Origin of the sequence: Paraburkholderia kururiensis (assembly GCF_034424375.1) — a bacterium.
GTDB classification, from domain to species: Bacteria; Pseudomonadota; Gammaproteobacteria; order Burkholderiales; family Burkholderiaceae; genus Paraburkholderia; species Paraburkholderia kururiensis_A.
On the sequence record NZ_CP139965.1, the window covers coordinates 491705 to 518512 of the forward strand.

Sequence of the window (26808 nt, forward strand, 5' to 3'; positions counted from 1 at the left end):
GCAGCGGAATAACGCGGCGGCTACGCTTCTTCCGACTTCACACGCGCCGGCGGTTTCGCCGGCGCGTTCGTGAAGGACGTGAAGGGCGAGAGCGGCGCGAATTCGCGTTCGAGCCATTGCGCCGCGTGCTCCAGCAGGAAATGACGAAACACCGTGCAGGTCGGCGAAAGCTGTTTCGAACGCAGATGCACGACATGCCAGGTGCGCTCGATCGGTGTGCCGTTCACGTCGAGCGTCGCCACTTCCCGCGTGCGCAATTCCAGCGCGAGCGTGTGCAGCGAGATGAGGCTCACGCCCATGCCCGCCATCACCGCCTGCTTGATCGTTTCGTTGCTGCCGAGCGTCACGACCTTGCGCGGCGTGAAGAGGTGCTTGCGGAACATTTCTTCCGCGGCCATGCGTGTGCCAGAGCCGGGCTCGCGCAACAGGAACGTGTCGCCGCGCAGCTCCTGCAGGTCGAAGCGCCGCGCTTCGCAGAGGGGATGCGAGAGCGGCGCGATGATGACCTGCGGATGGTAGGCGAGCGGCTCCGTCACCACGTCGAGTTCCGCGGGCGGACGACCCATGATGGCGAGGTCGATGGCGTTGTCTTGCAGCATGCGCAGCAGCGCATCGCGATTACCCACCGAAAAGTTGACGTCCACCTTCGGGTAGCGATGCGAAAAGAGCGCGAGCAGTTTCGGCGCGAAGTACGTGGCCGAACTCACGATGCCCACGGCAATCGACCCGCTGTCGGCCTGCTTGAGCGAGGTCATCGTGTCTTCGGCGTCTTTGATGGCGCCGAGAATGCGGCTCGCGTGATGCGTGAGCTTCTCGCCGGCTTCCGTCAGCGCGAGCTTGCGCGCGATACGTTCGAAGAGCGGCAGGCCGACCGTTTCTTCCAGCTGGCGAATCTGCATCGAAACGGCAGGCTGCGTGAGATGCAGTTCTTCGGCCGCGCGCGCGAAACTCGCGTAGCGGCTCGCCACGAGAAAGATCTGCAGCTGACGCAAGGTCAGCGAACGAACGAAATTCACGACGATACCGTCCGCTGCGAGACGTGAAACAGTGGATGAATGGCGGCGAGCGGATCAACCCGCGGACCAGCCCGGGGATTCAACCGCCCTGCTGATCGAAGGCGTCGAATGCGCGGGCCGAATAGACGAGCGCGGCGCCCGCGTTGAGCGCCATGGCCACCGAAAGCGCTTCGGCCACTTCGTCCTTCGTCGCGCCCGCCTTCGCAGCCGCGGCGCTGTGCACGGTGATGCAGCCGTCGCAGCGCGTGGTGACGGCCACGGCGAGCGCGATCAGCTCGCGCGTCTTCGCATCGAGCACGCCCTTGCGAGCCGCGGCGCCGTCCAGCGCCTCGAAGCCCGCGAGCGTGGCGGGCACCGTGTTGCCCAGCGCGCCGAGCGCGGCGGTGAGCTTCGCTGCATAGTCCTTCGTGTCGATCAGCATGCGAGACCTTTCCAGTAAGCGTTCAGTGGAGCCGTGGCGCGCGCCGCCGCGTCAGCGGCTGGCGTGCGTCGCATCGGCCGGTGCGTTGGCCTGCGGCTTGGCAGGCGCGCCGGTGGGTGCATTGATCGGGCCGCTCGCCGGTGCGCCGGGAGCCGGCGCCAGCTTGCGCACTTCCGCCTGATAACTGAGCGTCTCCACACGCACCGGATGCGCGAAGTCGTTATTGGCCCCCGGCACTTCGGAGCGAATCTGCACGACTCGCCCCGGCACCGCGGAGGCCAGCAGGAACGTGTAGCGCTTGCCGGTGTACTCGGGAAAACGCGCCGCGTTCGGATCGTGGAGGTACGGCTGTACCACGATCTGCTGTGCCGTGACAGGCTTGCCGTCCACTTCGCGCCTTACGGTCTCGATGGTGGGGCCCGCCGCCAGCGCGAGGCGCAGGCGCTGCTGGAAGTAGCGCTTCTTGCCCCCCGTGAGCCGCTCCATCTCCGCAATGTCGCGTTCGAGGAAATAGATAATCACGGGGTTGCACTGCAGCCCGCTGTTGGGCAGCGGCACGGCGCCCGTGCCGTCCGACACCTGCGCGTCGGCTTTCGCATTGTTCGGGCTCGTCACCAGCACGCGCACGCGGTCTTCGCCCGCCGGCTTCGCATCCGGGCTCGCCATCGTGTAGTCGAGTTCCGTTTGCGGCGCGATGCCTTGCATGTGCGCCGCCATGAAGATGAGCTGCTCCGCAGGCGTGATGGGATCCGATGCGGCGGCCTGCGCCGCGTTCGCCGACGTGACAGGCGACGCGGCGAACACGGCCGCTATCGCCACCGCAGCGGGAACCACCGCAACGCCGATGGCGCGCCCTAACTCATGCCACGAAGCACGCAACGACGCGCGCGACATCGCCACTCGCGCCGCCCTCATGGCGACGTGGTCGAGTTGCCCGCCTGGGCGCCGGCAGGCTTGAGCAGCGGCACTTCGTAGCTCGTGAGAATCTGGTCGATCTTGTCGTGGTGCGCGCCGATCCATTGGTCGATCTTGTCCTTCCAGTCTTTTTCGCCGTAACGCACGCCCATCGATATTTCGTAGTCGAAACGGATGCCGGGCGTGGCCGGGAACGGCACGATCTTCACCGTGTCGCCGGCGCGCTTCGCGAAGTAGCCCGCAATGGGCCCCCACAGGAACGCCACGTCCACGTTGCCCGCGCGCAGGTCGTGCTCGATCATTTCGCCGGGGTAGTTCTGCGGGTCGCCGCTTTGCACCTGGTACGACACGGCCTGGTCGATCAGGTTGTGCGCAAGCAGCCAGTCCACCGCGGGCGTCTGCGTGAAGATGCCGAAGCGCAGCTTGTGCAGTTCGTCGGGCGGCAGCTTGAGCAGGTCGTCCGGCGTGTGGATGTTCGCCAGTTCCGGCCGGTTCGCGAACACCATCGCGTAAGTGGAATGCAGATACGGCTGCGTCGTCGAGGTCATGTCATACCCCTTCGGCACGCCGATGATGAGATCGCATTTGTAGCGGCCCGTATCGTCGTCCTTCTCGCGCAGCGTGTGCCGCACGAAGCCGATGCGCTGCGGGAAATACGTGTACTCGAGCTTGTAGCCGAAGTCGCTCGCCATCTGGCTCGCGATCTTGTTTTCGTAGCCTTCGCCCTTGTTGTTCGAGAGCGGCATGTTGTTCGGGTCGGCGCACACTCTCAGCACGCCGTCCGCGCCGTCGTTGTTGGGCAACGCCGGCCCATCGGCACGCACCGCCGCGCTCGCGAGCGCGGCACCACACAAGGCTGCCGCCGTGAGCGCGGCGTGCAGCGGCATCCGTTTGCCATGACGCATCGAAACCTCCGGTGAATAGAAACGAGGTCGCCGTCTTGCGGCCGTCAGTTCGAATCGATGGCTTTCAGGTCGCCGGGCTTGATCTGGCCGTCCGAGCGCCCTTTCAGATACGCGTAGAGGTTCTCCCAGTTCTTCTGCATCATCTGGCTCGAACTGAAGTCGGGCATGCCTTTGTCGACGCGGCCGCCGAATACGGTGCGATGGAATTCGGTCTTGTCGAGCGTCTTGAACGCATCCACGAGCGACGGTCCGACGAGCCCCTGCTGCTGTGCGCCGTGACAGCGTTCGCAGTCGAGCGCGCGCCAGGTCTTCCAGCCCTGCAGCGTGTTGCTGTCGACCTTGTTGCCGTCCACCACCTTGTACGCCACCTGGGCAACCTGAACACTGTTGTTCTGGGCGTATGCAACCGGTAGCAAGACTGCTGCGGAAGAAACCGCTGCCAGCAACAAGATTGATCTTCCTTTCATGCGTATGTCTCCTGGTTCTTTCCGAACACCTTGATGCAGCCGTCCATGCAACTGCTCGATGTCGTGATGGGGTACGGCTCTCGCGGCGTGCCGCCGGCCGCCCGCTGCGCAGCAGGCCGGCGACGTCCGCTTCCCGTCTTTGCTCGTGGCCCGCGGGGTCTGCCCCGCGGGTCTGATTCACTTCGACTGATTCACTTCCACTGTCTTACTTCGACTTCATGCTGAAGCGCGCCACTTACTCGCTCGTCGTGCCGCCGCCCGGAATCGCGAACACGAAGAGCGTGCCGCCGAGCGCCGTGTACTTCGCGAGTTCACGATAGCCACCCACCGCGCCCAAGCCTTCCGTCGACTTCTGCAGGCCCGCTGCCATGCCGATGCCGGCCCAGCCGCCAATGCCCGAATAGACGCCCACGTACTGCTTGCCGTTGTAGAGGTAGGTGAACACGTTGCCGATAATTCCCGAGGGCGTCTTGAAGCGCCACAGTTCCTTGCCGTCCTTGATGCGCACGGCCTTGATGTAGCCTTCCAGCGTGCCGTAGAACGCCACGCCGCCTGCGGTAGCCAGCGCGCCGGACCACACCGAGAAACGCTCCGGCTTCGACCAGACGATCTTGCCCTTCGCCGCATCCCACGCGATGAAGTTGCCCATCGCACCGTTCTCGCCCGGGCCCGGGTACATCGACAGCGTGGCGCCCACATACGGCTGGCCGGACACGTAATCGACGTCAAACGGTTCGTAGTCCATACAGACGTGGTTGGTCGGCACGAGGAAGAGGCTCGTGGACGGATCGAACGCCGCGGGTTGCTGGTCCTTCGAACCGAGCGCTGCCGGGCAGATGCCCTTCACGTTATGATCCGCGCCGGCCTGCTGCGTGGAGTACGCCACGTTGCGAACCGGCAGGCCGCTCTTCAGGTCCACGCGGTCGGCCCAGTTCACGGCCGGATCGAACTTCTGCGCAACCAGCAACTGGCCCGTGGCGCGGTTCAGCGTGTAGCCGAAGCCGTTACGGTCGAAGTGAACGATGGCGGGCACCTTCTTGCCGTCGATCGTGAGATCCGCGAGGATCATTTCGTTCACGCCGTCGTAGTCCCACTCGTCATGCGGCGTCATCTGGTAGACCCACTTCGCTTCGCCCGTGTTGAGGTCGCGCGCGAAGATGGAGAGCGACCACTTGTTGTCGCCGGGCCGCTGCGTCGGGTTCCACGTGCCTGGGTTGCCGGTGCCGTAGTAAACCAGGTTCAGCTTCGGGTCCCACGAGTACCAGCCCCAGGTCGTGCCGCCGCCCAGCTTCCACTGGTCGCCCTTCCAGCTCTTCAACGACGAGTCCGCGCCCACCGGCACCATCTTGCCGTCGGACCACGTCATCGTCTTGTCCGGGTTCACGAGGATCTCGTTGTCCGGGCCCGTCGAGTAGGCCGTCCAGGCCACCTTGCCGGTCTTGATGTCGTACGCAATGAGACGGCCGCGCACGCCGAACTCGCCGCCCGAAATGCCGGTCAGCACCTTGTCGCCGAATACGTGCGGCGCGTTGGTGTTGGTTTCGCCCGCTTTCGGATTGCCGTTCGTGGCCGTCCACACGACGTCGCCCGTCTTCGCGTCCAGCGCGACGAGCTTGGTGTCGGCCTGTTGCAGGAAGATCTTGCCGTCGCCGTAGGCGAGGCCGCGGTTCACCGTATCGCAGCACATCACGGACACCACCTGATCGTCCTGCTTGGGCTGGTATTGCCACAGGAACGTCTGGTCCTTCAGGCTGATCGCGATGACCTTGTTCGGGAACGGCGAGTGGATGTACATCGTGTCGCCGATCACGAGCGGCGAGCCTTCGTGACCGCGCAGCACGCCGGTGGACATGGTCCACGCGACCTGCAGCTTGCCCACGTTGTTTTCATTGATCTGCTTGAGCGGGCTATAGCGGTGATTGGAGTAATCGCCGGCCTGAGCCGCCCAGTTCGCAGGGTTCTTGATCAGTCCGTCCAGTTGCGGATCGGCATTTGCAGCGATAGAGCTCAGGGCCGCCGATGCTACGACGGCAAGCCCCAGAACCAAGGTGCGTAAGTTCATGTCCCCTCCAGAATTGTCTTGCTGTTCACTGAACTCAAGAATGGCCCACGCTACCTGGTCGCATCGGCGCGCCTTCTCGATGGGGGTAACGATATGCGGTGCGCCCGATCGATGCCGGGCTTCATCACGCGAGACGGCTCGACGCATATTCCATGCCGGAAATGGAGCGCTATTTCGCCGTGGCACAGAGGGTCTGCGCGGCAAGGCCGCTGCTGCGTGCGGCGCGGACCGCGTTGCCTTCATATCGCATGAAGAGAACGCGGCGAAGGGAGCGGCGCCTGTCACGCGCTCGTCTGACTGCGACGCAGTGGGCGGCACATACTGTGTCAATTCCGGCATACGTGTGCGGCGCGCCGCCGCCGCAACGTCCCGGCGCGATGCGCGAAGCATCGTGGCGCGGCCCTTGCACCGCTGCCGGAGCAGCCCGTTCACCCTCTCGTGGAGCGACCGTCATGGCAAAGGAAGAGCACGTCTATAGCGACGACGAAGTGCAGCAGCGCCTCGTTGGCACACTGCAGCATTGGTATCTGGAAGACGGCTGGCTGAGGCGCAAGTACCGCACCGAAGGCTGGAAGGGCACGCTGATGGTGGTGAACGCCGTGGGGCATCTGGCGGAAGCGGCGTGGCACCACCCGGACCTCACCGTCTCCTATGCGTTCGTCACCGTGAAGCTGAAGACGCACAGCGCGAAGGGCATCACGGACAAGGACTTTGCGCTGGCCGAAAAGATGGAGTCGTTCATCCAGTGGCAGCCGGCATTGGAAGGCGGCCCGCTGGAAGGCACGCCCGCCGACGATCAGCGCTTCCGCTATATCAAGTACGACGCGCCGAAGGCGCCAGCCTGATAGCGGCCGAGGCACCCGGCGCACCTGCTCGCGTGACGTCACCCAGGCTCGAACCCAGGTGACATAGTGCGCCTCGCCCGGCGCAAAGCGTCGAGCGCAGCTCGCACTCAAGCGCACCTGCGCGGCCGTCCGCCAGCCGCTCGCGCCGCGCCAGCCGGGCGCGAGCGCGCTGGTACGCCTTCTGCTTCGGGGGTCCCCAGCCGCGCCGCGCCCGCGCCGGCCACCAGCCCTGGGCGCGGCGCGGGCCACAGATCCGCGGCCGCTCTGTCGCAAGCCGCCAGCCACCACTCTCAGGACACCCGCGATGCCGCTTCACATTCGCCGCCTTCCACCCCAGGCCTGCGTGACGGTCGATGCGCCCGCGCGTCTGCATCTGGGCTTTCTGGACCCGAGCGCCTCGCTCGGGCGCGCGTTCGGCAGTCTCGGGCTCGTCATCGAGGGCGAAGGGACGCAGATCGAGGCGCGGCATGCGGAACACGAACAGATAGAAGGCACGGCAACGCAGTCCGAACGCGAACGCATCGCCATCTGTCTCGAACGCTTGAAGGCCGCCTATGGACCCCTCACGCTTGCCATCCACGTGCGCCGCACGCCGCGCGCACATACCGGCCTCGGCTCAGGCACGCAGCTCGCGCTCGCCGTGGGTACGGCCTTCGTGCGCCTTGCCGGCTGCGAGGCGACGAGCGCGGAACTGGCCGCGCTGCTGGGACGCGGCATGCGCTCGGGCATCGGCGTGCTGGGTTTCGATTCCGGCGGCCTGCTGCTCGACGCGGGCCCAGGTGAGCCGCCGCGCAACGCCGTTGCGCCGTTGATCTCGCGCCAGCCGTTTCCCGAGCGCTGGCGCGTGCTGCTCGTCACCGATCATTCGCGCGAAGGCCTGCACGGCGCGGAAGAACGGCGCGGGCTGGCCGCGCTCGCGCCGTTTCCGCGCGAGCTGGCGGCGCACCTGTGTCACGTCGTGCTGATGCAGATTCTGCCCGGCGCCGCCGAGGCCAACTTCGCGCCGTTCGCGCGCGGCGTCACGGACATGCAACAGACCATCGGCGAATACTTCGCGCCCGTGCAAGGCGGCGTGTTCACGAGCCCGGACGTGGAGCGCGCCGTTCGCGCCGTGGCCGCGGAACGCCTCGCCGGCATCGGACAAACGTCGTGGGGGCCCACGGGCTTCGCAATCGTCGGCTCCGCGCGCGAAGCGGAACTCGCGCTCGCCACCGCGCGCGACGCTACGCGCGGCATGCCGCACATCGAATGCGCGATCGTGAGCGGACGCAATCGCGGCGCCACGGTACGCGCCGCCGAATCACGACAACTGCGGCAAGCGCGCGTGGACGCGGCATGACGACAACCCTTCGCCCGCGCAGCCCGTCACCGAATTCGCCACTACCAAGAGCCCGCTGCCATGTCCGACCCGATTGAAAGGCCCTACATCCTGCACATGTTCACGGCCACGCCGCAAATGAGCCCGTTCGACGTGAACATGGCCGCCGACGCCGGCTACCAGGTCATCGTCCCGTACTGCAACGTGGACGGCACCATGGTCACGAACCTGACCCAGGACGCCATCTTTTCGCGCGGCCCGAAAGGCGTGTCGCGCACCGGCATCTTCATTGGCGGACGCGACGTGATGCTCGCCGCCGACATGCTCGACACCGCGCGCAAGGCGATGGTGCCGCCGTTCGAAGTCTCCGTGTTCGCCGACCCGAGCGGCTCGTACACCACGGCGGCCGCGCTCGTCGCGCTCGTGGAGCGGCATCTGCGCAAGGAATTCGGCATGGAGCTGGGCGGCAAGCGCGTGCTGATTGCGGGCGGCACCGGCGCGGTGGGACGCGTGGCGGCGGCAATGGCTGCGTCGCTGGGCGCGGACGTCGCCATCGCGAGCCACGTGGACGCCGCGCGCGCTACGCGCGTGAGCGACGAGATCAACGAGCGCTTCGGCATCAAGACCACGGGCGTTTCCACCGCGACGCCGCAAGCACTGCGGCGGGCGCTGGCCGATACCGAAATTCTGCTCGCCACGGCCATTGCCGGCATTCAGGTGGTGAGCGCCGAAGACCTGGGCCATGCGAAGCGTCTCTTGATCGCCGCCGACGTCAACGCCGTGCCGCCCGAAGGCATCGCAGGCGTCAACGTGATGAACGACGGCAAGCCGCTCGCGTCCGCGCCGGGCGCATCCACGCCGGGCACGACCGCGGACGGCGCCATCGGCATCGGCGCGCTCGCCATCGGCAACGTGAAGTACCAGGTGGAGCACCGGCTGTTCGTGCGCATGCGCACGGCGGGCAAGCCCGTTTATCTGGGTTTTCCCGAAGCCTTCGCCGAGGCCCGCGCGGTAGCGGGCGAGCTGGGCTGAACGCACGGCTCGCCTGGCACTCACCGACGCCTGATATGGCCCATATGATCGCGCGCCCCTCGTCCTCGCAAGCGCCCTTCGTGGCGGTGGCCGGGCTGTCGGCGCGCATGCTCGCGCAGTCGGCGGCACGCGCCGGCCTGCGCGTGGCCGCGCTCGATATCTTCGGCGACCGCGACACGCGCGAGGCATCCGCCATCTGGTTCGACGTGAGCGGCCCCGCGAGTCATGGACTTTGCATCGACGGCGCGCGGCTCGTGGATGCGCTGCAACGCGTCACGCGTCTGCCCAACCTGCTGGGCTGGATCGGCACGAGCGGCATCGAACCGCTCGCTCGCGAGCTTCTGGATGCGCGCGGCTTGCCGCGCCTGATCGGCAACAGCCCAGAGGCAACGGCCGCGGTGCGCGAGCCCGAACGCTTCTTCGCGCTGCTCGACGCGCTGCACATTGCGCATCCCGCCGTCTCGTTCACGGTGCCCGAGGTGTTGCACGGGTGGCTCTTCAAGCGCGCGCACGGTTGCGGCGGCACGCACATCGAAGGCGCGGATTCGCTTGGCCGCGGTGCGCTTTCAAGCCTCAGCAGCGAAAAGCGAGGCTATTTCCAGCGGCACAGCGCAGGGCGTTCGGTCTCCGCGCTTTTCATCGGGGCGCGCGGCGAGGTGTCCATTCTCGGCTTCGCGGAGCAGCTCACCTGCGCGCTGGGCAACCTGCCGTTCGTGCATGCGGGCGCCGTCGGTCCCATCGAGCTGCCGCCGCGCGTGGTCGCCCAGGTGCACGAGGCCGTCAGCGCGCTATGCGCCCACGCGGGCCTCACCGGCATCAACAGCTGCGACTTCCTGCTGGACGGCGACGCCATCCAGCTACTCGAAATCAACGCGCGCCCCTCGTCCACCATGACGCTCTACGAGACCGTGTGGCCGCACGCGTGGCCGCGCGGGCTGCTTGCCTGTCATATCGATGCATGCCGGCGTGGAAGGCTGCCCGATCCCGCACCTACCCATGCCGCCTGGCGTGCCGGGCAGCAGGTGCTGTTTTCGCCGCGCCGCTTCGTCGTGTCCCAGGCGTTCAGCGACGCGTGTCTGCACGACCCCGCGTGCCGCGACGTGCCCATGCCGGACACGCTCGTTGAAGCCGGCCAGCCTGTGTGCACGCTGGTCGTGCGCGCGCCCACGCTTGCCGAGGTGCATCGCGCGCTGGCGCTTCAGCGCGAAGCCGTTCTCGAACGTATCGAAACCTGCCACGAGCCCGACTATGCCTTCATCCACTGCCACTCCTGAAACGGCCGGCGCCGCATTGAGCGTCAATGCCCGCAGCGAAGCGCTCGTCGCGCAACTCGTGGACGACGCCGCGTACTACAGCGTGGCCGTCTCGCACACCGACGACGGCACCGTGATCGTGGACGCCGGCGTAGACACGCGCGGCAGCGTGGAAGCGGGCGTGCTGGTGGCGCGCATCTGCATGGGCGGCCTCGGCCGTGTAGCGGTACACGGCGACTTCGGCAGCGAACCGCTATGGCCCACGATGATCGACGTACACACGTCGTCGCCGGTGCTCGCGTGTCTGGGCAGCCAGTACGCGGGGTGGAGCCTTGCGGCGTCGAAGGAAGAAACGGGCGGCAAGAAATTTTTCTCGCTCGGCTCGGGCCCGGCCCGCGCGCTCGCGGTGAAGGAGCCGCTCTTCGGCGAGCTCGGCTACCGCGACCGGCACGACCGCGGCGTGCTCGTGCTCGAAGTGGACCGTCTGCCGCCGAAGGTGATCGTCGACAAGGTGCTGCGCGACTGCGGCCTCGCGTCCGACCGGCTCACGCTCATCGTCACGCCCACGTCGTCGGCGGCAGGAACGGTGCAGGTGATTGCACGCGTGGTGGAAGTGGCGATGCACAAGGTGCACGTGCTCGGCGTGCCGCTCGACGAAGTGGTGGAAGCGAGCGGCTCTGCGCCGCTGCCGCCGCCCGCGCCGGACGGCATCGAAGCCATGGGCCGCACCAACGACGCCATTCTCTACGGCGGCCGCGTGCATCTCACCGTGAAGCACGACGCGGTGGCGAAGCGCCTTGCCGCCGAATTGCCGTCGTCGTGCTCGCGCGACTACGGGCGCCCCTTCGCGGAAGTCTTCAAGTCCTTCAGCTACGACTTCTACCAGATCGACCCCGCGCTCTTCGCGCCCGCCGAGGCGTGGGTGAGCAGCCTCGAAAGCGGCGCCACGTATCGCGGCGGACGCGTGGATGCCGCCGTGCTCACCGAGCAATGGCGCGAACAATGACGCAGGCAAAGCAAGACAGCATGAGCGATTCCGATACGACAAACCCAGCCGGCACGCAGCGAGTCACGCATCAAGGCGTGCGCGTCGCGATCATGACCGACGAGACCGGCTGGCACACGGGCCGCCTCAAGAACGCGTTCCGCGCGCGCGGCGTGGAGGCGCGTTGCATCGACCTCGCGGCGTGCCGCATCGACACCACGTGGGCGCCGCACGGCCTCGCGCTGCCCGGCTACGGCCACACGCTGCCCGATGCCGTGTTCGTGCGCGGCATTGCGGGCGGCAGCTTCGAGCAGGTCACGCTGCGGCTCGGCATTCTGCATGCGCTGCGCGAAAGCGGCGTGCCCGTGTACAACGACGCGCGCGCCATCGAACGCAGCGTCGATAAATCGATGACGAGCTTCCTGCTGCATCGCAGCGGCATCGCCACGCCCGCAACGTGGGCCGGCGAATCCACGGCATTTGCGCAGCGCGTGCTAATGCGCGAGGCCGCCGCGGGACGTCAGGTGGTGCTCAAGCCGTTGTTCGGTTCGCAGGGACGCGGGCTCAAGCGGCTGGGCGCGAAGCGCACGTCCGGCGCGCAGGTGGCCGCGCTCGCGCCCCTGCCCTCGCTTGCGCCTTATCGGCACGTCGCGTATCTGCAGCGCTATGTGGAAGGCACGCGACCGGGCTACGACTGGCGCGTGATGGTGATCGGCGGACGGGCCGTGGCCGCGATGCGGCGCGTGGGCGGACGCGGCTGGATCCACAACTTCGCGCAGGGCGGGCGCTGCGAGCCCGAATCGCTCGACCCGGCTTTGGCGCAGACCGCCATACGCGCAGCCGATGCGCTGGGCCTCGACTACGCGGGCGTCGACCTCATACCGAATCCCGACGACGCGAACCGCCCGCTCGTGCTCGAAGTGAACGGCGTGGCGGCGTGGCGCGGGCTGCAATCCGTCACCACGGTCGACCTCGCGGGCGCCCTCGTCGACGACCTGCTCGACCGCAAGCTGGCCGTGACTCGCGCCGCGCTCGCGCGTGCGAACGAGCAGGGCGACGCGCCCCCGCTGGCGGCGTCGCCGGCCGCATGAGCGTGCTTGCGGCGACACGTGTCGCCGTGCCACCCCACGTGTCCCATAACGTGTCCCATAACGCGCCATCGAACACGCCATGACCACGCCGCCCACGCCATTCGACCTCGCGCGCGCGGCGTTTCTCGCTGCGTGCCGGCTCGACGTCGAAACGCCGAAGCCCGGCAACGTCAGCGTGGCCAGCGAGGGGCACGGCATGACGGCCGCGCAGTTTGTGGCCAGCGCGCAAGCCGCCGTGGGTCCGCTGTTCGCGCACGGCGCGCCCGTCGGCAAGCGGATTCTGGAGGCCGTCGCGCGCACGCGCGAAGTGGCAGGCTGCAACACGAATCTGGGCATCGTGCTGCTCGTGGCGCCGCTGGCTGCCGCGCTGGACGAACTCGACGAGCGCGTTGGCGACGCACGCGCCGCGCAGCACTGGCGCGCTGCAACAGAACGCGTGCTCGCGCGGCTCACGGTGGACGATGCGCGCGACGCCTATCGCGCCATCGCGCTCGCGAATCCAGGCGGCCTGGGCGAGGCGCCGGAGCAATCGGTCCACACCGCGCCCACCGTCGATTTACGCGCCGCCATGCAGCTCGCCGCGCATCGCGACAGCATTGCGCGCCAATACGCGAACGGCTTCGCAGACATCTTCGAAACGGGCCTCGCCGCCGTAGACGACATGCCGGCCGAGGCGCCGCGTCTGGTCACGCTCAACGTGTTCCTCGCGTTCCTCGCGCGCCATCCCGATTCGCACATTGTGCGCAAACACGGCATGGCGCTGGCGCAGAGTGTCACGCTTGCGGCACGCGCGCAGCACGCCCGCTGGCGCGCGGCGGCCCGCGAAACAGCGGGCCACGACGCATTGCGCGACCTCCATGCATGGGATACCGAACTGAAATCGCGCGGCATCAATCCCGGCACGAGCGCCGACCTCACTGTCGCAACGCTCTTCGTGGCAGGCCGTCTCGCGCCGCAGGGCTGGGTGTGCGCACCGCCTGCGCGCGGCGATGAAACATGAGCGTCGCAGCACGCGAACTGGCACGGAAAGTGATAGCTAAAGCCACCGTTCTTCACCACGCTCCTGCACGCTCGGGGACCTCGAACCAACGATGCAGACGGCAACCACGCAGTCAGCAGATCCATTCACTCATGGAGGAACAGCATGGCCAAGATCAATCGCGTCCTGATAGGCGAGTCGCTCGTCGGCGACGGTAACGAAGTCGCACACATCGACCTGCTCATCGGACCGCGAGGTTCAGCCGCAGAAACGGCGTTCTGCAACGCGCTGACCAACAACAAGGACGGCTTCACGTCGCTGCTCGCCGTCGTTGCGCCGAACCTCGTGACCAAGCCGCCTACGGTGATGTTCAACAAGGTGACGATCAAGGGCGCCAAGCAGGCCGTGCAGATGTTCGGCCCGGCACAACATGCGGTTGCGCTCGCCGTGGCCGACAGCGTGGAAGACGGCACGATTCCGCAGGACGAAGCGGACGATCTGTTCATCTGCGTGGGCGTGTTCATTCACTGGCTCGCCGACGACGACAAGAAGATCCAGGAGTTCAACTACAAGGCCACCCGCGAGGCGATCCAGCGCGCCGTGGCCGGCCAGCCCACAGCGGCGGAGGTGGTGTCGAAGAAGGCCAGCGTGGCGCACCCGTTCGCAGCGGGTTGAAGCAGAGCGGGCACGCGCTACACGTCGTGGAATTCGACAACCTGAGAGAAGCCGGGCACCGTCTGGACGCAATCCAGGCGGCGCCCGGCATGTTGCGTTGCCGGTGCGGCTGTACGTGGCCGGACCGGCACGTCAGCCATTGAGGGGGAACAGATGACGAGACGATCCCGTATGTTGCTGGCCGGCGCGTGCGTGACGCTCTTCGCACCGCTTGCATGGGCCCAGCAGGACGGCGCGGCCCCGCATGCCGCAGCCGCGCAGCAGGCGGCGCAAGCGCAAGCCAAGGCGCCGGCAGGCGGCTATGACTATCCGACCGAAGGCCGCGTGGAATACGTGCTCAGCTGCATGGACGAAAACGGGCACGACTTCGTGAACGTCTACAAGTGCTCGTGCGTAATCGACAAGATGGCAGCCGCACTGCCCTATAACGACTTCATCGACCAGTCCACGTTCGCGAAGTACGCCACGCTGGGCGGCGAAGGCGGCGCCGAGTTTCGCGTGGATGAAGCGAAGCGCCAGACGAAGAAATTCCGCACGCTACAGGCCAATGCCTACCACGCCTGCGGGCTGGGTTCGCAGACCACGGCATCGGCGTCGGCTCCTACTGCCAAATAAGCCAAATAAAAGCGGCGCAATAGAAGCCGCGAAATAAGGCAGCCGCTGCTGCAACGCAGCGCACGGACCACCGCAACGCACTGAACGGGCACCGCCTGGGTGGCGGCGCTCGCCCACCTCAGTTCGGCACGAGTCCCGCGCCGAGCGACGCGAAACCCTCCAGACTCATGCGCGGCGCATCCGTCCCGCTGCGGCGCCGCTCGATCTGCACGCCCACGGCCGTCACGTCGTCGAACTTCGCCGGCTTGGCAATCGACACACGCACCCACGCCGCACCGAACTCGCCGATCAGCAATTGCGCCACGGCCTCGGCCAAGGCTTCGAGCAGCGTCAGCCGATGCGTAGCGAGCAGCGCCAGCAGCGCCTCGCGCACGGCTGCGTAATTCACGGTGTCCTCTATGCGGTCCGTCGTGCACGCGCGAATGCGCGGCAGGCCGATGGCAAGATTGATGCGTACCGGCTGGGCGGCATCCTTCTCTTCGTGGTCTATGCCGATAATGGTTTGGGCCACGAAGTTTTCGACGAACACGATGTCCATCTGCTCGGGCATGGCCTCTGCCGTCTGCGATCGCGGGCGCACGTGGCCGGCGGAAAAACCGGCGTCCGTGGTGACGTCGGCAAGGCTCACGAGGCGAAGGCTCTCGATACGGTTCATGGTGTGCTGCTCCGCCGCGCGCGGCTCGTTGAAAAGGGACAGTTCCCGGGAAAGCGAAGCACTCTGTACCAAAGTTGGCACAGCGACTTTCGTTTTGCATACCCGACGATGGGCCGAACAGCAAAGAGCAAAAATCGGGCACACTGTGCCTTCCCCCGTGCGACTGCTTATTGAACGGGAACGCCAGACGGCGTAGAGTTTTTAAGCGGCCATGTACAGATCGATCACGCTTCACGACGATGACCGCAGGCTGCGCATGCGGGCACAAGAAACCGCAGTGCAACAAGTGGACGAACATTATCGATAAGGCGGCGCGCGCCGGCTCCACCAGCCGACAGGCGTGCGTACGCCACGGAGACAAGTCCCATGCCGTTGCTTGCCGACAGCAGTATGCACGCCCGTGAAGTTCTCAACGTCGTCAACCATCAGTTGTCTACACGGCCCATGAGCGAGTCCGTGGCGCAATCGTGGGCGCGTTGCATGAACGAGTACCACCTCGACCCGTCCCGCTTCGTCACGCCGCCGGTGCTCACCGACTACGAATTGCGCTCGCGCCGCGAAGCGCTGCGCGATCTCATCGCGTGCTCGAAGCTCGAAATGACCACGCTCTACCAGCAGCTCGCCGACCCCGAACTCGCCGTCGTGCTGGTGGACGCGCAAGGGGCCATTCTTCATCAGGTGTCTTCCGTGCCGTTCGCGGAGTCCGTCGCGCCAGACGGCTTTCGCGTGGGCGCGCTCTGGAGCGAGCGCGAAGCGGGCACCAACGGCATGGGCACGTGCCTCGCGGAACGCGACTGCATCGCCGTGTGCCAGTACGAGCATTTTTATCCGCGCTACACCGGGCTCACGTGTTCGGCCGCGCCCATCTTCGACGACAAGGGCGAAGTGGCCGGCGTGCTGGACGTAACGAGCCGCTCGCGGCTGCTGCAGCAGCATTCGCTCGTGCTCGTGGGCATGTCGCGGCAGATGATCGAAAACCGCCTGCTCGATGCGCGTTATCGCCACGCGAACATGATCCACTTCCACAGCCGGCCCGAATTCGTGGGCACGCTGCACGTGGGCAAGCTCGCCGTGGCCGACGACAGTACCGTGCTCGCCGCCAACCGCAGCGCGCTCTTCCAGCTGGGCTTCCGCTCGCTCGAAGAACTGCGCGGCAAGCGCATCGAAGAAGCGTTCAACGCTTCGCTGGAAGACATGATTGCGCGCAGCATTCGCGGCTCGTTCCATCCGGTCACGGTGTACAGCGCGAACGCGACCAACCGCTTCTTCCTCGTGGCGCAAAGCCCGCAGAGCAACGCCGCGCGCGCCACGCGCGTGCTCATGACCGATCCCAACGCGCGGTCCGCAACGAGCGCGAGCCCCGCAAGCAGCAGTAACGTCGGCGGCAGCGCCGCCCAGAACCGCACGGCACCGGAACCGCATCTCGAAAAAGTCGCGCACCTCGAATTCGGAGACCCGCGCATGGCCTCGCAGGTGCAACTGGGCGTGCGCGTGATTCAGCGGAAGATTCCCATCGTGTTGCGCGGCCAGACCGGCAGCGGCAAGGAAGTGTTCGCCCATGCGCTGCACAGCGTGAGCCCGCATGCGGCGGGGCCGTTCGTGCCCGTGAATTGCGCGTCGCTGCCCGAAACGCTGATCGAAAGCGAGTTGTTCGGCTATCGCGCGGGTGCTTTCACGGGCGCGCAGCGCGAGGGCCGACGCGGCAAGATTCTGCAGGCCAACAGCGGCACGCTGTTTCTCGACGAAATCGGCGACATGCCGCTCGCGTTGCAGGCGCGCCTGCTGCGCGTGATCGAAGAGCAGGAAGTGACGCCGCTGGGCGCCGAAACCACCGTGAAAGTGGACTTCCAGCTCATCAGCGCGAGCCACCGCAATCTGCTCGAACTCGTGCAGGAAGGCCAGTTCCGCGCGGACCTCTACTATCGCCTGAAGGGTGTGGAGCTGACGCTGCCGTCGCTGGGCGAACGGCTCGACAAACTGCCGCTGATCCACCATCTGCTCGCAGGCGAAACCGACACTCCGCCTGAGCTCTCGCCCGAAGCCGAACAGGCGCTGCTCTCGTACAGCTGGCCCGGCAACATCCGTCAGTTGCGGCACGTGCTGCAAATGGCCATCGCGCTGTGCGACGGCAAGTGCATCCGGCTCGCCGACCTGCCCGCCGAGGTCACGCAGCGCGCGCCCAGTGCGGAGCCCGCCGTGCTCAAGCGGCCCGCCGAACCCGAGTTCGATGCGGAACCCGACGAGGTGCTCGACCTCTCCGCGCTCAACGCCATTCAGTTGAACGAACGCGAAACCGTGCTCTCGCTGCTCGAGAAGCACCGCTGGAACGTGAGCAACGTGGCGCGCTCGCTCGGCATCAGCCGCAACACGCTGTATCGCAAGATGCGCAGGCTGCACATTCCGCTGTCGCACGACGGCTCGATGCCCCCCGGCAGCGCATGAGTCGCCCGTCCACGCGCGACCTCAGCACGTTCGAGCCGGACTCGCGCTTCGCATGGTGCGTGACCGGCTCGGGCCACATGCTTCAGGAGTCCATCGCGCTCGCGCAGCAGTTGCCGGGCGTGGACATCTTTCTTTCCGCCGCGGGCGAAGAAGTGCTGCCGCTCTACGGCTGGACCGTGCCCAAGCTGCGCGAGCACTTTCACCGCGTGCTGCGCGACAACAGCGCGAGCGGCGTGCCCGTGGGCATGCTCTATCACGGCGAATACCACACGGTGGTCATCGCGCCCGCCACGAGCAACACGGTGGCCAAGTGCGCCTTCGGCATCTCGGACACGCTGCCCACCAACATGTTTGCGCAGGCGGGCAAGCAGTGCATTCCAGGCATCGTCTTTGCATGCGATACCGAACCCACGGTGATCACGCAAAGCCCGACGGAATGGGTCGAATTGCGGCCGCGCGCCATCGAACTCGAGAACGTTGAGCGCCTCTCGCGCTTCGAGTACACCACCGTGGCGCGCTCGCTCGACGAATTGAAGACAGCGCTCGACGCCCGCCTCGCCACGCTCGACCTCGCATGGAACACATCGTCTTCCTGACCGGGCGGCTCGCCGAAAAGAGCCTCATCAACGTGCTGGAAAGCATGACGCCCACACCGTTCAGTTGGGAAGTGCGCGAGATCGGGCTGCAAGTGGCGGCGCTCATGACCGCGGACCTGATTCGCCGCCGCGTACCCGCGCCCATCGCCGCGCAACGCGTGATCGTGCCGGGCCGCTGCCGCGGCGACCTCGATGCGTTGACGCAGCACTACGGCGTGCCCGTGGAACGCGGCCCCGAAGAAGTGAAAGACCTGCCGCAGTTCTTCGGCCGCAAGGCGCAGCCCTTCGACCTCACGCGCTACGAGACCGAGATCTTCGCGGAGATCGTGGATGCGCCGCGCCTCGATCTCACCGGCATCGCCGCGCGCGCGAAGGACTACGCGGCGCAGGGCGCGGACGTCATCGACATCGGCTGCCTGCCCGAAACGCCGTTTCCGCATCTGGAAGACGCGGTGCGGCTGCTCAAGTCGCAGGGTTATCGCGTGAGCGTGGACTCCATGCGCACCGAAGAACTCGTGCGCGGCGGCCGCGCCGGCGCGGACTACCTGATGAGCCTGAACGTCGACACGCTCTGGGTGGCAGACGAAGTGCCCTCCACGCCGATACTCGTGGCACGCGAGCCCGCAGACGAAGCCTCGCTCGACGCCGCCGTCGAAGCGATGACCGCGCGTGGCCGCGCGTTTCTGGCCGATCCGATACTCGACCCCATTCCGTTCGGCCTCGCCACGTCGATTGCGCGCTATGTGCGGCTGCGCGAGCGGCATCCCGACGTGGCGATCATGATGGGCATCGGCAACGTGACGGAACTCACCGAGGCCGACACGAGCGGCATCAACGCGGTGCTGCTCGGCATGGCGGCAGAGTTGCGCATTGCCGCCGTGCTGACTACATCGGTGAGCCTGCACGCGCGCCGCGCCGTGCGCGAAGCCGACGTGGCGCGGCGCGTGATGCACGCGGCCCGCACGGCGCAGGTCTTGCCGAAGGGAATCGACGCGCGACTCGCCACGGTGCACGAAAAGCGCCCTTTTCCCTATAGCCCCGCGGAAATCGACGAGATCGCACAAGGCGTGCGCGACCCAAACTTCCGCGTGCAGGTCAGCACGCAAGGTATCCACGTCTACAACCGCGACGGCCAACGGCGTGCCGTGGACCCGTTCGATCTGTATCCGCAACTGGGCCTCGAAACGGATGGCGGTCACGCGTTCTACATGGGCGTGCAGCTGGCGCGCGCGCAGATTGCCTGGCAGTTGGGCAAGCGCTTCGACCAGGACCAGCCGCTCGACTGGGGCTGCGCAGTAGACAAGCCCGAAGACGATCTATGTGTGTGGCAGGCGCCGGGGAGCACCAGAAAGAAGACGTAAGCCGCGCAGGTGCATGTGCGGGTGCAAGTACACGTGCATCACCGCACGGCCGGTTCCAGCACCGCGTTCGCTATCCCGCCCACCCGTTCGCCTTCCTGGACACCGGCCAGCGCGGCGCGCAGTTCGCCCATCGCTTTCGCGTAGTCGTCCACGCCGAACACGGCGGAACCCGCCACGAACACATCCGCGCCCGCCGCCGCAATCTGCGCGATGTTCGACGCCTTCACGCCGCCATCCACTTCGATCGCGATGGGCCGGCCCGTACGCTCCACCGTTACCGCCACTTTCTCGCGCAGGCTGCGCAGCTTGTCGAGCGTTTGCGGGATGAACGCCTGGCCGCCGAAGCCCGGATTGACCGACATGACGAGCACCACGTCGAGCCGCTCCAGCACGTGGTCGAGTACCGCAAGCGGCGTCGCCGGGTTGAGCGCCAACCCCGCGCGCGCCCCGCTCGCCTTGATAAGCTCGATGGTCCGGTGCACATGATGCGAAGCCTCCGGATGAAAGCTGATGGTGTTCGCGCCCGCCTCGGCAAATGCCGTGACGAGCGGGTCCACGGGCGACGTCATGAGATGCACGTCGATGGGCACGCGCGTATGCGGACGAATGGCCGCGCACACGAGCGGACCGACGGTGAGATTGGGCACGTAGTGGTGGTCCATCACGTCCAGATGAATCCAGTCGGCGCCGGCCGCCGTGACGTCGCGAATCTCGTCGGCCAGACGCGCAAAGTCCGCCGAGAGCAGCGAAGGGGCAATCAGGAATTCGCGCATGTGCGGCCTCTTTCGGTTGTCGTCTCAGTGATAACGGCGCGCCATCGCATCGAGCGGCAGCGGCTTGATGCGCGCCGCCTGCCCCGCGCAGCCGAACGCCTCGAAGCGCTCCACGCATACCGCCGCAGCCGCAGCCGTGGCCGCCTTCAGCGCCACGCGCGGATCGAACTCGGACCGCGCGCTCGCCATCGACTTGCGCATCGCGCCGCTCATGGCGAGGCGAATGTCGGTGTCGATGTTGACCTTGCGCACGCCGTGCGCAATGCCGCGCTGAATCTCTTCCACGGGCACGCCGTACGTGGTGGGAATTTCGCCGCCGTATTCGCGAATCACGGCGAGCCACTCCTGCGGCACCGACGACGAACCGTGCATCACCAGATGCGTGTTCGGAATGCGTTCGTGAATTTCAGCGATGCGGTCCATGGCGAGAATGTCGCCCGTGGGTTCGCGCGTGAACTTGTAGGCGCCGTGCGAAGTGCCGATGGCGATGGCGAGTGCGTCCACGCCCGTGGCCTGCACGAACTGTCGCGCCTCTTCGGGATCGGTCAACAGATGTTCGCGCGAGAGCTTGCCCAGGGCGCCCACGCCGTCCTCGTCGCCGGCTTCGCCGGTTTCGAGCGAACCGAGGCACCCCAGTTCGCCCTCCACCGAAACGCCCACCGCGTGCGCGGCTTCCACCACGCGGCGGCTCACGTCCACGTTGTAGTCGTAAGTGGCCGGCGTTTTCTGGTCGGCCAGCAGCGACCCGTCCATCATCACCGACGTGAAGCCCGAACGAATGGCCTGCTGGCACACGGCCGGGCTCGCGCCGTGATCCTGATGCAGCACGACGGGAATGTCGGGATGCGCTTCGATGGCGGCATGCACGAGATGCCGCAGATACGGCTCGCCCGCATACTTGCGCGCGCCCGACGACGCCTGGAGGATGACCGGGCTCGCCGTGGACTGCGCGGCGGTCATGATCGCGTGAATCTGCTCCATGTTGTTGATGTTGAATGCGGGCACGCCGTAGCCGTGCTCGGCTGCGTGGTCCAGTAGCTGGCGCAATGCGATAAGAGCCATCATTCACTCCTCGTCGAGGTTCAGGAAAAGGGGAAGCGGATCATCGCGCGACGTGCACCACGCGGCGGGCTTCGTCGGCCACGGCCTGCGCGGTGAGGTTGAAGTGCGCGAACAGCGCAGCAGCCGGTGCGGATTCGCCGAACGAGTCGATGCCCACCACGCCGCCGTCGAGGCCCACGTATTGCCGCCAGAACGCACGCACGCCGGCTTCCACGGCTACGCGCGGCACGCCGGGCGGCAGCACGGCATCGCGCCAGGCAGCCGGCTCGCGATCGAACACCGTGGTGGAGGGCATCGAGACCACGCGCACCGCGACGCCCGCGTCGGTCAGTTGTGCGGCGGCGTCCAGTGCGAGCGTTACTTCGGAACCCGTAGCAATCAGCACGACGCGTTGTGCCGTGGACGGCAAAGACCAGTCGCGCAGCACATAGCCGCCGCGTGCAATGGCTTCGATCTGCTGCGCGCTGCGCGACACGAACGGCACGTTCTGGCGGCTCAGCAGCAGACACGACGGCCCCTCTCGCTCGACGGCGCTGGCCCACGCCTGCGCGGTTTCCACCGTATCGCAGGGCCGCCAGACGTCGAGGCCCGGAATCAGACGCAGGCTCGCCGCATGTTCCACCGGTTGATGCGTGGGCCCGTCTTCGCCCAGGCCGACCGAATCGTGCGTGAAGACGAAGACGGTGCGTGTCTTCATCAACGCGGCCATTCGCAATGCGTTGCGCGCGTAGTCGGAGAACGTGAGGAACGTGCCGCCGAACGGCAGGTAGCCGCGATGCAGCGCGATACCGTTCATCACCGCGCTCATGCCGAACTCGCGCACGCCGTAGTGGATGTAGTTGCCGCCTTTCAACTCCGCCGAGGGCCCGTTCGCTTCGATGCGCACATCGACGGCGCCCTTCCAGTCCGTGAGGTTCGAGCCCGTCAGGTCGGCCGAGCCGCCCAGCAGTTCAGGCAGCACGCGCGCGAGCATGGCGATGGTCTGCTGCGATGCCTTGCGCGTGGCGACCGTCTGCGCCGCGCTGTCCGTGTCGCGCAGCATCGCGCGTACCGCATCGCGCCATTGCGCCGGCAGCTCGCCCCGCATGCGGCGCTCGAATTCGGCGGCCTCGTTCGGATAATGCTGGCGGTACGACTCGAAACGGCGACGCCACTCGGCCTCCGCCGCCTCGCCGCGCATGCGTGCGTTCCAGCGCGCGCGCAAGTCGTCGGGTACTTCGAACGGCGCATGCGGCCAGCCGAGCGCGCGGCGCGTGGCCGCTACTTCTTCCGCACCCAGCGGCGCACCGTGCACGTCGTGCGTGCCGGCCTTCGAAGGCGAGCCCTTGCCAATCAGCGTCTTGCAGCAGATCAGCGTGGGACGTCCTGCCTTTTTCGCTTCGTTCAGCGCGTCGTCCACGGCGTCGATGTCGTGCCCGTCCACGTCGCGCACCACGTGCCAGCCATAGGCGGCAAACCGCGCGGGCGTGTCGTCGGCGAACCATTGCACGACGTGACCGTCGATGGAAATGCCGTTGTCGTCGTAGAGCACGACGAGCTTGTCGAGCCGCAGCGTGCCCGCGAGCGACGCCGCCTCGTGCGAGATGCCCTCCATCAAACAGCCGTCGCCCACGAACACGTAGGTGCGGTGATCGACAATGGCATGCCCCGGCCGGTTGAATTCGCGCGCGAGCAGTGCTTCGGCCAGCGCCATACCCACGGCGTTGGCGAGACCCTGGCCGAGCGGCCCGGTCGTAGTCTCCACGCCGGGCGTCACGCCCACTTCAGGGTGCCCCGGCGTCTTCGCATGCAACTGACGAAAGCGCTTCAATTCATCGACAGGCAAGTCATAGCCCGTCAGATGCAGCAGCGCGTAAAGCAGCATGGACCCGTGCCCGTTCGAGAGCACGAAGCGGTCGCGGTCCGGCCACGCCGGGTTGTGCGGATTGTGCTTGAGATGCCGGTCCCACAACGCGACGGCAATCTCGGCCATGCCGAGCGGCATGCCGGGGTGGCCCGACTTCGCGGCCTCTACGCCGTCGATGGCGAGAAAGCGCAGCGCGTCGGCCATCTGTTGCTGCGCGGCGGCAGCAACGGGTTCTGCAACAGCACTCATCGGAGTTCTCCCTGAGTTTTTGCATGCTTGCGGGCACGCTCAAGCACGCGCGCGCCGGTCCAGCAGTTGGAGAATCATCGGTGTGAAGATGAGCTGCATGGCGAGGCCCATCTTTCCGCCCGGCACCACGATCACGTTCGGGCGCGACATGAACGAGTCGTGCAGCATGGTGAGCAGATACGGAAAGTCGATGCCCTTCGGCCGCGCGAAGCGGATCACCACGAAGCTCTCGTCGGGCTGCGGAATCTCCCTTGCGATAAAGGGGTTCGACGTATCCACCGTGGGCACGCGCTGAAAATTCACATGCGTGCGCGAGAACTGCGGGCAGATGTAGTTCACGTAATCGGGCATGCGGCGCAGGATGGTGTCCACCACGGCTTCGTGCGAATAGCCGCGCATGTTCTGGTCGCGATGCAGCTTCTGGATCCACTCCAGGTTGATGATGGGCACGACGCCCACCAGCAGGTCCGCATGGCGTCCTATGTCGACCTTGTCCGTCACGGCGGCACCGTGCAGCCCTTCGTAGAACATGAGGTCCGTATCGGCTTCCACGTCTTCCCACGGCGTGAAGGTGCCGGCGTCCTGCTGGTAGACGCGCGCTTCGCCTTCGTCGTGCACGTAGTGGCGCAGCTTGCCCGTGCCGTTCTCGCCGTAGCTCACGAACAGCGATTCAAGTTCTTCGAGCAGATTCGCCTCCGGCCCGAAGTGGCTGAAGTTGAGCACGCCTTCGTGCTCGCGCTGCTTCATGGCCTCGCGCATGCCGTTGCGGTCGTAACGGTGGAAGGCGTCGCCCTCCACGATCTGCGCCTTGATGTGCTCGCGTCTGAAGATGTGGGCGAAGCTCTTCATCACGGTCGTGGTGCCCGCTCCGCTGGAGCCCGTCACCGCGATGATGGGATGTTTGACCGACATGGGACTGTCTCCGGATAGCAATGTTGTTCGATTCGGCGGATAGCGCGCTCGCACAGCGCTGCGTCATCGCCCAGGCGATGCGGCGGCGAGTCGCGACAACGGCGCCTCAGTTCGCGCTCAAGACAGGCTCAAGCCGTGAAATCCGGCAGGAACAGCGAGCGCGTGCCGAAGAGCGGGGACGTGAAAGGCTTGTCCTCGCCGCGGTCGTATTCGCCGTGATAGCGGCCAATGCGCTCCACTTCCTGCTTCGATCCCAGGATCACCGGCACGCGTTCATGCAGCCGGCGCGGCTGCACGTCGAGAATGCGCTCGCGGCCCGTAATGGCGTGGCCGCCCGCCTGCTCCACGAGAAAGCTCATGGGGTTGGCTTCGTAGAGCAGACGCAGACGCCCTTCCATGGCCGAGGTCTTCGAATCGCGCGGGTACATGAACACGCCGCCGCGCATCAGGATGCGATGCACCTCCGCCACCATCGACGCGATCCAGCGCATGTTGAAGTCGCGTTGGCGGCAGCCCGTGCGGCCGTCCTTGCACTCCTGCACGTAGCGGCGCACGGGCGGCTCCCAGAAGCGTTCGTTGGAAACGTTGATGGCGAACTCTTCGGTTTCCTCCGGAATCCTGATGTTCGAATGCGTGAGCACGAAGTTGCCCACGTCGCGCTCCAGCGTGAACCCATGCGTGCCGGTGCCCACGGAAAGCACGAGCATGGTGGAGGGTCCATAGATGGCGTAGCCCGCCGCCACCTGCTCGCGGCCGGGCCGCAGGAATGCGCTCTCGCCCACCTGCGCCTGCGGCTCGCCGGTATTGCGCAGCACGGAGAAGATGGAACCCACCACGCCGTTGATGTCGATGTTCGACGAGCCGTCGAGCGGATCGAACGCCAACAGATACTCGCCGCGCGGGTACACCTTCGGAATGGCGTAGACCTCCTCCATTTCCTCGGAGACCATCGCGGCGAGCAGACCGTCCCACTCGCATTGCTGCACGAAGATTTCGTTGGTGACGACGTCGAGCTTCTTCTGCTCCTCGCCGTGCGTGTTCACGCTTTGCGCGGAACCGTGCTGGCCGCCCAGCGCGCCGCGCGTGAGTACCGCCGAAATGGCCTTGATGGCGGCGGCCACGTCGATCAGCAAGGCAGAGAGCCCGGCCGCCTGGGCCGGGCACGGCTCGCGGTCCAGCGTATCGATCAGAAACTTCGAGAGGGTGGTTCGTCCGTCGAGCATGGCGCTCTCCTGATGGTGTCGTTAACCTGGGGGCGCGCCGGCATGGCCTTCACCGTGAGCGGCGCCTGCCATCGGCTCGCTGAACACGCGGCTCGCGCGCACGTCGGCGGCGGCAATCAGCGTGAGCGCGGAAGCATCGAGAGGCGCATCGGTTTGCATGGCAGCGGCAAAAAGACGGTTGGCCTGGCGCAGGCGCGCGCGGTCCAGCGCATTGCGCACGGAGCGCGCGTTCGCAAAGCCCGGCTGGCGTGTGCGAATGGCGAGATAGTCGGCGAAGGCCTCACGCGAATCCGCGTCGAACCGGTAATGCATGGTGGCGAGCATGCGGTCCGCTATGTCGAGCAGCTCGGCCTCGTCGTAATCCGGAAACGTGATGTGGTGTGCAATGCGCGAGCGAAAGCCCGGGTTGCTCTCGAAGAAAATCTCCATGCGCGAGGCGTAGCCCGCCAGAATCACGACGAGGTCGTCGCGCTGGTTCTCCATGGTCTGCAGCAGGATTTCGATGGCCTCCTGCCCGTAGTCGCGCTCGTTTTCGGGGCGATACAGGTAATACGCTTCATCGATGAACAGCACGCCGCCCATCGCGCGCTTGAGCACCTCGCGCGTTTTCGGGGCGGTGTGGCCGATGTATTGACCCACCAGGTCGTCGCGCGTCACGGACACCAGATGGTTGCGGCGAATGTAGCCGAGCCGGTGCAGCACCTCGGCCATGCGCATGGCAACCGTGGTCTTGCCGGTGCCGGGGTTGCCGGAGAAGCACATGTGCAGCGTGGGCGGCGAGCCCGCAAGGCCGAGCGCATCGCGCGCGCGCTCCACGAGCAGGTGCGCCGCCACTTCGCGAATGCGCGTCTTCACGGGCACGAGGCCGACCAGATCGCGATCCAGTTCGGCCAGCACGTCGCCGATACCGGAATCGCGATAGAGCGCGGCGAGGTCCACGTGTGCGGAGTCAGCGCCGCCTGCCGCATGCGTCGCTTCGCAAGGCGCGGTCTGCGGTTCGCCGTCGTGCCGGCCCGCCGCAGATACACTGCGGCCCGGCGCGCGCTGCTCGATGGGTGCCTCCACCGTCATTGCCGTCTCCCTGAGAGGTTCATGGTTCAGCGGTACGTC

Annotated in this window: 25 protein-coding genes; 12 read left to right on the forward strand and 13 right to left on the reverse strand. The window is 66.6% G+C overall.

What is annotated here, in order from left to right:
* Positions 1-20: 20 nt before the first annotated feature.
* From U0042_RS02260 to U0042_RS02285, 6 genes are all read right to left on the reverse strand, one after another.
* The gene (locus U0042_RS02260; protein ID WP_114809676.1) at positions 21-1016 is read right to left on the reverse strand and encodes a LysR family transcriptional regulator; all 996 of its coding nucleotides are present in this window, start codon (positions 1014-1016) and stop codon (positions 21-23) included.
* A gap of 79 nt (positions 1017-1095) precedes the next feature.
* A complete protein-coding gene (locus U0042_RS02265; RefSeq protein ID WP_419150486.1) occupies positions 1096-1437 on the reverse strand; it encodes a carboxymuconolactone decarboxylase family protein in 342 nt (113 codons plus the stop codon).
* Positions 1438-1488: 51 nt separating this feature from the next.
* Complete coding sequence (locus U0042_RS02270) at positions 1489-2352, reverse strand: hypothetical protein (protein ID WP_232833259.1); 864 nt, start codon at positions 2350-2352, stop codon at positions 1489-1491.
* A complete protein-coding gene (locus U0042_RS02275) occupies positions 2349-3257 on the reverse strand; it encodes a substrate-binding domain-containing protein (protein WP_114809677.1) in 909 nt (302 codons plus the stop codon). The genes U0042_RS02270 and U0042_RS02275 overlap by 4 nt, the downstream gene beginning before the upstream one ends.
* Positions 3258-3301: 44 nt before the next feature.
* Positions 3302-3724: a c-type cytochrome gene (locus U0042_RS02280; RefSeq protein ID WP_026121428.1), complete on the reverse strand. Its 423-nt coding sequence runs from the start codon at positions 3722-3724 to the stop codon at positions 3302-3304.
* A 235-nt stretch (positions 3725-3959) separates the two neighbouring features.
* Entirely contained in the window at positions 3960-5786 is a 1827-nt protein-coding gene (locus U0042_RS02285) for a methanol/ethanol family PQQ-dependent dehydrogenase (RefSeq protein ID WP_114809678.1), read from the reverse strand.
* A 452-nt stretch (positions 5787-6238) separates the two neighbouring features.
* Between U0042_RS02285 and U0042_RS02290 the strand changes: the two genes are divergently transcribed.
* The 9 genes from U0042_RS02290 (at position 6239) to U0042_RS02330 (ending at position 14579) form a co-directional block, all read left to right on the forward strand.
* Positions 6239-6631 carry a 4a-hydroxytetrahydrobiopterin dehydratase gene (locus U0042_RS02290; protein ID WP_114809679.1) on the forward strand — a complete coding sequence of 131 codons (393 nt, stop codon included), beginning with the start codon at positions 6239-6241 and terminating at the stop codon, positions 6629-6631.
* A 304-nt stretch (positions 6632-6935) separates the two neighbouring features.
* Complete coding sequence (locus U0042_RS02295; protein ID WP_114809680.1) at positions 6936-7970, forward strand: beta-ribofuranosylaminobenzene 5'-phosphate synthase family protein; 1035 nt, start codon at positions 6936-6938, stop codon at positions 7968-7970.
* 60 nt (positions 7971-8030) lie between these two features.
* Complete coding sequence (locus tag U0042_RS02300; protein ID WP_114809681.1) at positions 8031-8981, forward strand: NAD(P)-dependent methylenetetrahydromethanopterin dehydrogenase; 951 nt, start codon at positions 8031-8033, stop codon at positions 8979-8981.
* 44 nt (positions 8982-9025) lie between these two features.
* Positions 9026-10255 carry an ATP-grasp domain-containing protein gene (locus U0042_RS02305; protein ID WP_114810049.1) on the forward strand — a complete coding sequence of 410 codons (1230 nt, stop codon included), beginning with the start codon at positions 9026-9028 and terminating at the stop codon, positions 10253-10255.
* A complete protein-coding gene (mch, locus tag U0042_RS02310) occupies positions 10230-11240 on the forward strand; it encodes a methenyltetrahydromethanopterin cyclohydrolase (RefSeq protein WP_114809682.1) in 1011 nt (336 codons plus the stop codon). The genes U0042_RS02305 and mch overlap by 26 nt, the downstream gene beginning before the upstream one ends.
* A 20-nt stretch (positions 11241-11260) precedes the next feature.
* The gene (locus U0042_RS02315) at positions 11261-12310 is read left to right on the forward strand and encodes an ATP-grasp domain-containing protein (protein ID WP_114810050.1); all 1050 of its coding nucleotides are present in this window, start codon (positions 11261-11263) and stop codon (positions 12308-12310) included.
* 79 nt (positions 12311-12389) lie between these two features.
* A complete protein-coding gene (locus U0042_RS02320) occupies positions 12390-13310 on the forward strand; it encodes a triphosphoribosyl-dephospho-CoA synthase (RefSeq protein WP_114809683.1) in 921 nt (306 codons plus the stop codon).
* A gap of 144 nt (positions 13311-13454) precedes the next feature.
* Entirely contained in the window at positions 13455-13964 is a 510-nt protein-coding gene (fae, locus tag U0042_RS02325; RefSeq protein ID WP_017774778.1) for a formaldehyde-activating enzyme, read from the forward strand.
* Positions 13965-14117: 153 nt separating this feature from the next.
* Positions 14118-14579 (forward strand): hypothetical protein, encoded by a 462-nt coding sequence (locus tag U0042_RS02330; protein WP_114809684.1) that lies wholly within the window; start codon positions 14118-14120, stop codon positions 14577-14579.
* 118 nt (positions 14580-14697) lie between these two features.
* On the opposite strand, the gene U0042_RS02335 is transcribed toward U0042_RS02330, so the two are convergent.
* Positions 14698-15234: a dihydroneopterin aldolase gene (locus U0042_RS02335; RefSeq protein WP_114809685.1), complete on the reverse strand. Its 537-nt coding sequence runs from the start codon at positions 15232-15234 to the stop codon at positions 14698-14700.
* 366 nt (positions 15235-15600) lie between these two features.
* Between U0042_RS02335 and U0042_RS02340 the strand changes: the two genes are divergently transcribed.
* The 3 genes from U0042_RS02340 to U0042_RS02350 are packed head-to-tail and all read left to right on the forward strand — an operon-like array spanning position 15601 to position 19633.
* Positions 15601-17676, forward strand: a complete 2076-nt coding sequence (locus U0042_RS02340; protein ID WP_114809686.1) for a sigma-54-dependent Fis family transcriptional regulator — start codon at positions 15601-15603, stop codon at positions 17674-17676.
* The gene (locus U0042_RS02345; protein ID WP_114809687.1) at positions 17673-18272 is read left to right on the forward strand and encodes a flavoprotein; all 600 of its coding nucleotides are present in this window, start codon (positions 17673-17675) and stop codon (positions 18270-18272) included. Before U0042_RS02340 ends, U0042_RS02345 begins: the two co-directional genes overlap by 4 nt.
* Positions 18251-19633, forward strand: coding sequence for a DUF6513 domain-containing protein (locus U0042_RS02350; protein ID WP_114809688.1), 1383 nt, complete (start codon positions 18251-18253; stop codon positions 19631-19633). The genes U0042_RS02345 and U0042_RS02350 overlap by 22 nt, the downstream gene beginning before the upstream one ends.
* A gap of 38 nt (positions 19634-19671) precedes the next feature.
* Here U0042_RS02350 and rpe read toward each other — a convergent pair whose 3' ends face one another.
* The 6 genes from rpe to cbbX form a co-directional block, all read right to left on the reverse strand.
* Positions 19672-20406, reverse strand: coding sequence for a ribulose-phosphate 3-epimerase (gene rpe / locus U0042_RS02355; RefSeq protein WP_114809689.1), 735 nt, complete (start codon positions 20404-20406; stop codon positions 19672-19674).
* Positions 20407-20430: 24 nt separating this feature from the next.
* The gene (fba, locus tag U0042_RS02360; protein ID WP_114810051.1) at positions 20431-21468 is read right to left on the reverse strand and encodes a class II fructose-bisphosphate aldolase; all 1038 of its coding nucleotides are present in this window, start codon (positions 21466-21468) and stop codon (positions 20431-20433) included.
* A 40-nt stretch (positions 21469-21508) separates the two neighbouring features.
* The gene (tkt, locus tag U0042_RS02365; protein WP_114809690.1) at positions 21509-23563 is read right to left on the reverse strand and encodes a transketolase; all 2055 of its coding nucleotides are present in this window, start codon (positions 23561-23563) and stop codon (positions 21509-21511) included.
* Between the two features lie 39 nt (positions 23564-23602).
* On the reverse strand, positions 23603-24475 hold the full coding sequence (locus U0042_RS02370; protein ID WP_114809691.1) for a phosphoribulokinase: 873 nt from the start codon (positions 24473-24475) through the stop codon (positions 23603-23605).
* Between the two features lie 128 nt (positions 24476-24603).
* Complete coding sequence (locus tag U0042_RS02375; RefSeq protein WP_114809692.1) at positions 24604-25698, reverse strand: class 1 fructose-bisphosphatase; 1095 nt, start codon at positions 25696-25698, stop codon at positions 24604-24606.
* A 21-nt stretch (positions 25699-25719) separates the two neighbouring features.
* Complete coding sequence (gene cbbX / locus U0042_RS02380) at positions 25720-26769, reverse strand: CbbX protein (RefSeq protein WP_232833260.1); 1050 nt, start codon at positions 26767-26769, stop codon at positions 25720-25722.
* Between the last annotated feature and the right edge of the window lie 39 nt (positions 26770-26808).

What these genes read in the sequence shown, in the direction of transcription:
- fba (WP_114810051.1), bottom strand. Translation starts at nt 21,468, where the DNA reads ATGGCTCTTATCGCATTGCGCCAGCTACTGGACCACGCAGCCGAGCAC.
- U0042_RS02315 (WP_114810050.1), top strand. Translation starts at nt 11,261, where the DNA reads ATGAGCGATTCCGATACGACAAACCCAGCCGGCACGCAGCGAGTCACG.
- U0042_RS02295 (WP_114809680.1), top strand. Translation starts at nt 6,936, where the DNA reads ATGCCGCTTCACATTCGCCGCCTTCCACCCCAGGCCTGCGTGACGGTC.
- U0042_RS02275 (WP_114809677.1), bottom strand. Translation starts at nt 3,257, where the DNA reads ATGCGTCATGGCAAACGGATGCCGCTGCACGCCGCGCTCACGGCGGCA.
- rpe (WP_114809689.1), bottom strand. Translation starts at nt 20,406, where the DNA reads ATGCGCGAATTCCTGATTGCCCCTTCGCTGCTCTCGGCGGACTTTGCG.
- U0042_RS02350 (WP_114809688.1), top strand. Translation starts at nt 18,251, where the DNA reads ATGGAACACATCGTCTTCCTGACCGGGCGGCTCGCCGAAAAGAGCCTC.
- U0042_RS02335 (WP_114809685.1), bottom strand. Translation starts at nt 15,234, where the DNA reads ATGAACCGTATCGAGAGCCTTCGCCTCGTGAGCCTTGCCGACGTCACC.
- U0042_RS02285 (WP_114809678.1), bottom strand. Translation starts at nt 5,786, where the DNA reads ATGAACTTACGCACCTTGGTTCTGGGGCTTGCCGTCGTAGCATCGGCG.
- U0042_RS02330 (WP_114809684.1), top strand. Translation starts at nt 14,118, where the DNA reads ATGACGAGACGATCCCGTATGTTGCTGGCCGGCGCGTGCGTGACGCTC.
- U0042_RS02340 (WP_114809686.1), top strand. Translation starts at nt 15,601, where the DNA reads ATGCCGTTGCTTGCCGACAGCAGTATGCACGCCCGTGAAGTTCTCAAC.
- U0042_RS02320 (WP_114809683.1), top strand. Translation starts at nt 12,390, where the DNA reads ATGACCACGCCGCCCACGCCATTCGACCTCGCGCGCGCGGCGTTTCTC.
- U0042_RS02305 (WP_114810049.1), top strand. Translation starts at nt 9,026, where the DNA reads ATGATCGCGCGCCCCTCGTCCTCGCAAGCGCCCTTCGTGGCGGTGGCC.
- U0042_RS02270 (WP_232833259.1), bottom strand. Translation starts at nt 2,352, where the DNA reads ATGAGGGCGGCGCGAGTGGCGATGTCGCGCGCGTCGTTGCGTGCTTCG.
- mch (WP_114809682.1), top strand. Translation starts at nt 10,230, where the DNA reads ATGCCTTCATCCACTGCCACTCCTGAAACGGCCGGCGCCGCATTGAGC.
- U0042_RS02265 (WP_419150486.1), bottom strand. Translation starts at nt 1,437, where the DNA reads ATGCTGATCGACACGAAGGACTATGCAGCGAAGCTCACCGCCGCGCTC.
- U0042_RS02375 (WP_114809692.1), bottom strand. Translation starts at nt 25,698, where the DNA reads ATGCTCGACGGACGAACCACCCTCTCGAAGTTTCTGATCGATACGCTG.
- fae (WP_017774778.1), top strand. Translation starts at nt 13,455, where the DNA reads ATGGCCAAGATCAATCGCGTCCTGATAGGCGAGTCGCTCGTCGGCGAC.
- tkt (WP_114809690.1), bottom strand. Translation starts at nt 23,563, where the DNA reads ATGAGTGCTGTTGCAGAACCCGTTGCTGCCGCCGCGCAGCAACAGATG.
- U0042_RS02300 (WP_114809681.1), top strand. Translation starts at nt 8,031, where the DNA reads ATGTCCGACCCGATTGAAAGGCCCTACATCCTGCACATGTTCACGGCC.
- U0042_RS02290 (WP_114809679.1), top strand. Translation starts at nt 6,239, where the DNA reads ATGGCAAAGGAAGAGCACGTCTATAGCGACGACGAAGTGCAGCAGCGC.
- U0042_RS02280 (WP_026121428.1), bottom strand. Translation starts at nt 3,724, where the DNA reads ATGAAAGGAAGATCAATCTTGTTGCTGGCAGCGGTTTCTTCCGCAGCA.
- U0042_RS02345 (WP_114809687.1), top strand. Translation starts at nt 17,673, where the DNA reads ATGAGTCGCCCGTCCACGCGCGACCTCAGCACGTTCGAGCCGGACTCG.
- U0042_RS02370 (WP_114809691.1), bottom strand. Translation starts at nt 24,475, where the DNA reads ATGTCGGTCAAACATCCCATCATCGCGGTGACGGGCTCCAGCGGAGCG.
- cbbX (WP_232833260.1), bottom strand. Translation starts at nt 26,769, where the DNA reads ATGACGGTGGAGGCACCCATCGAGCAGCGCGCGCCGGGCCGCAGTGTA.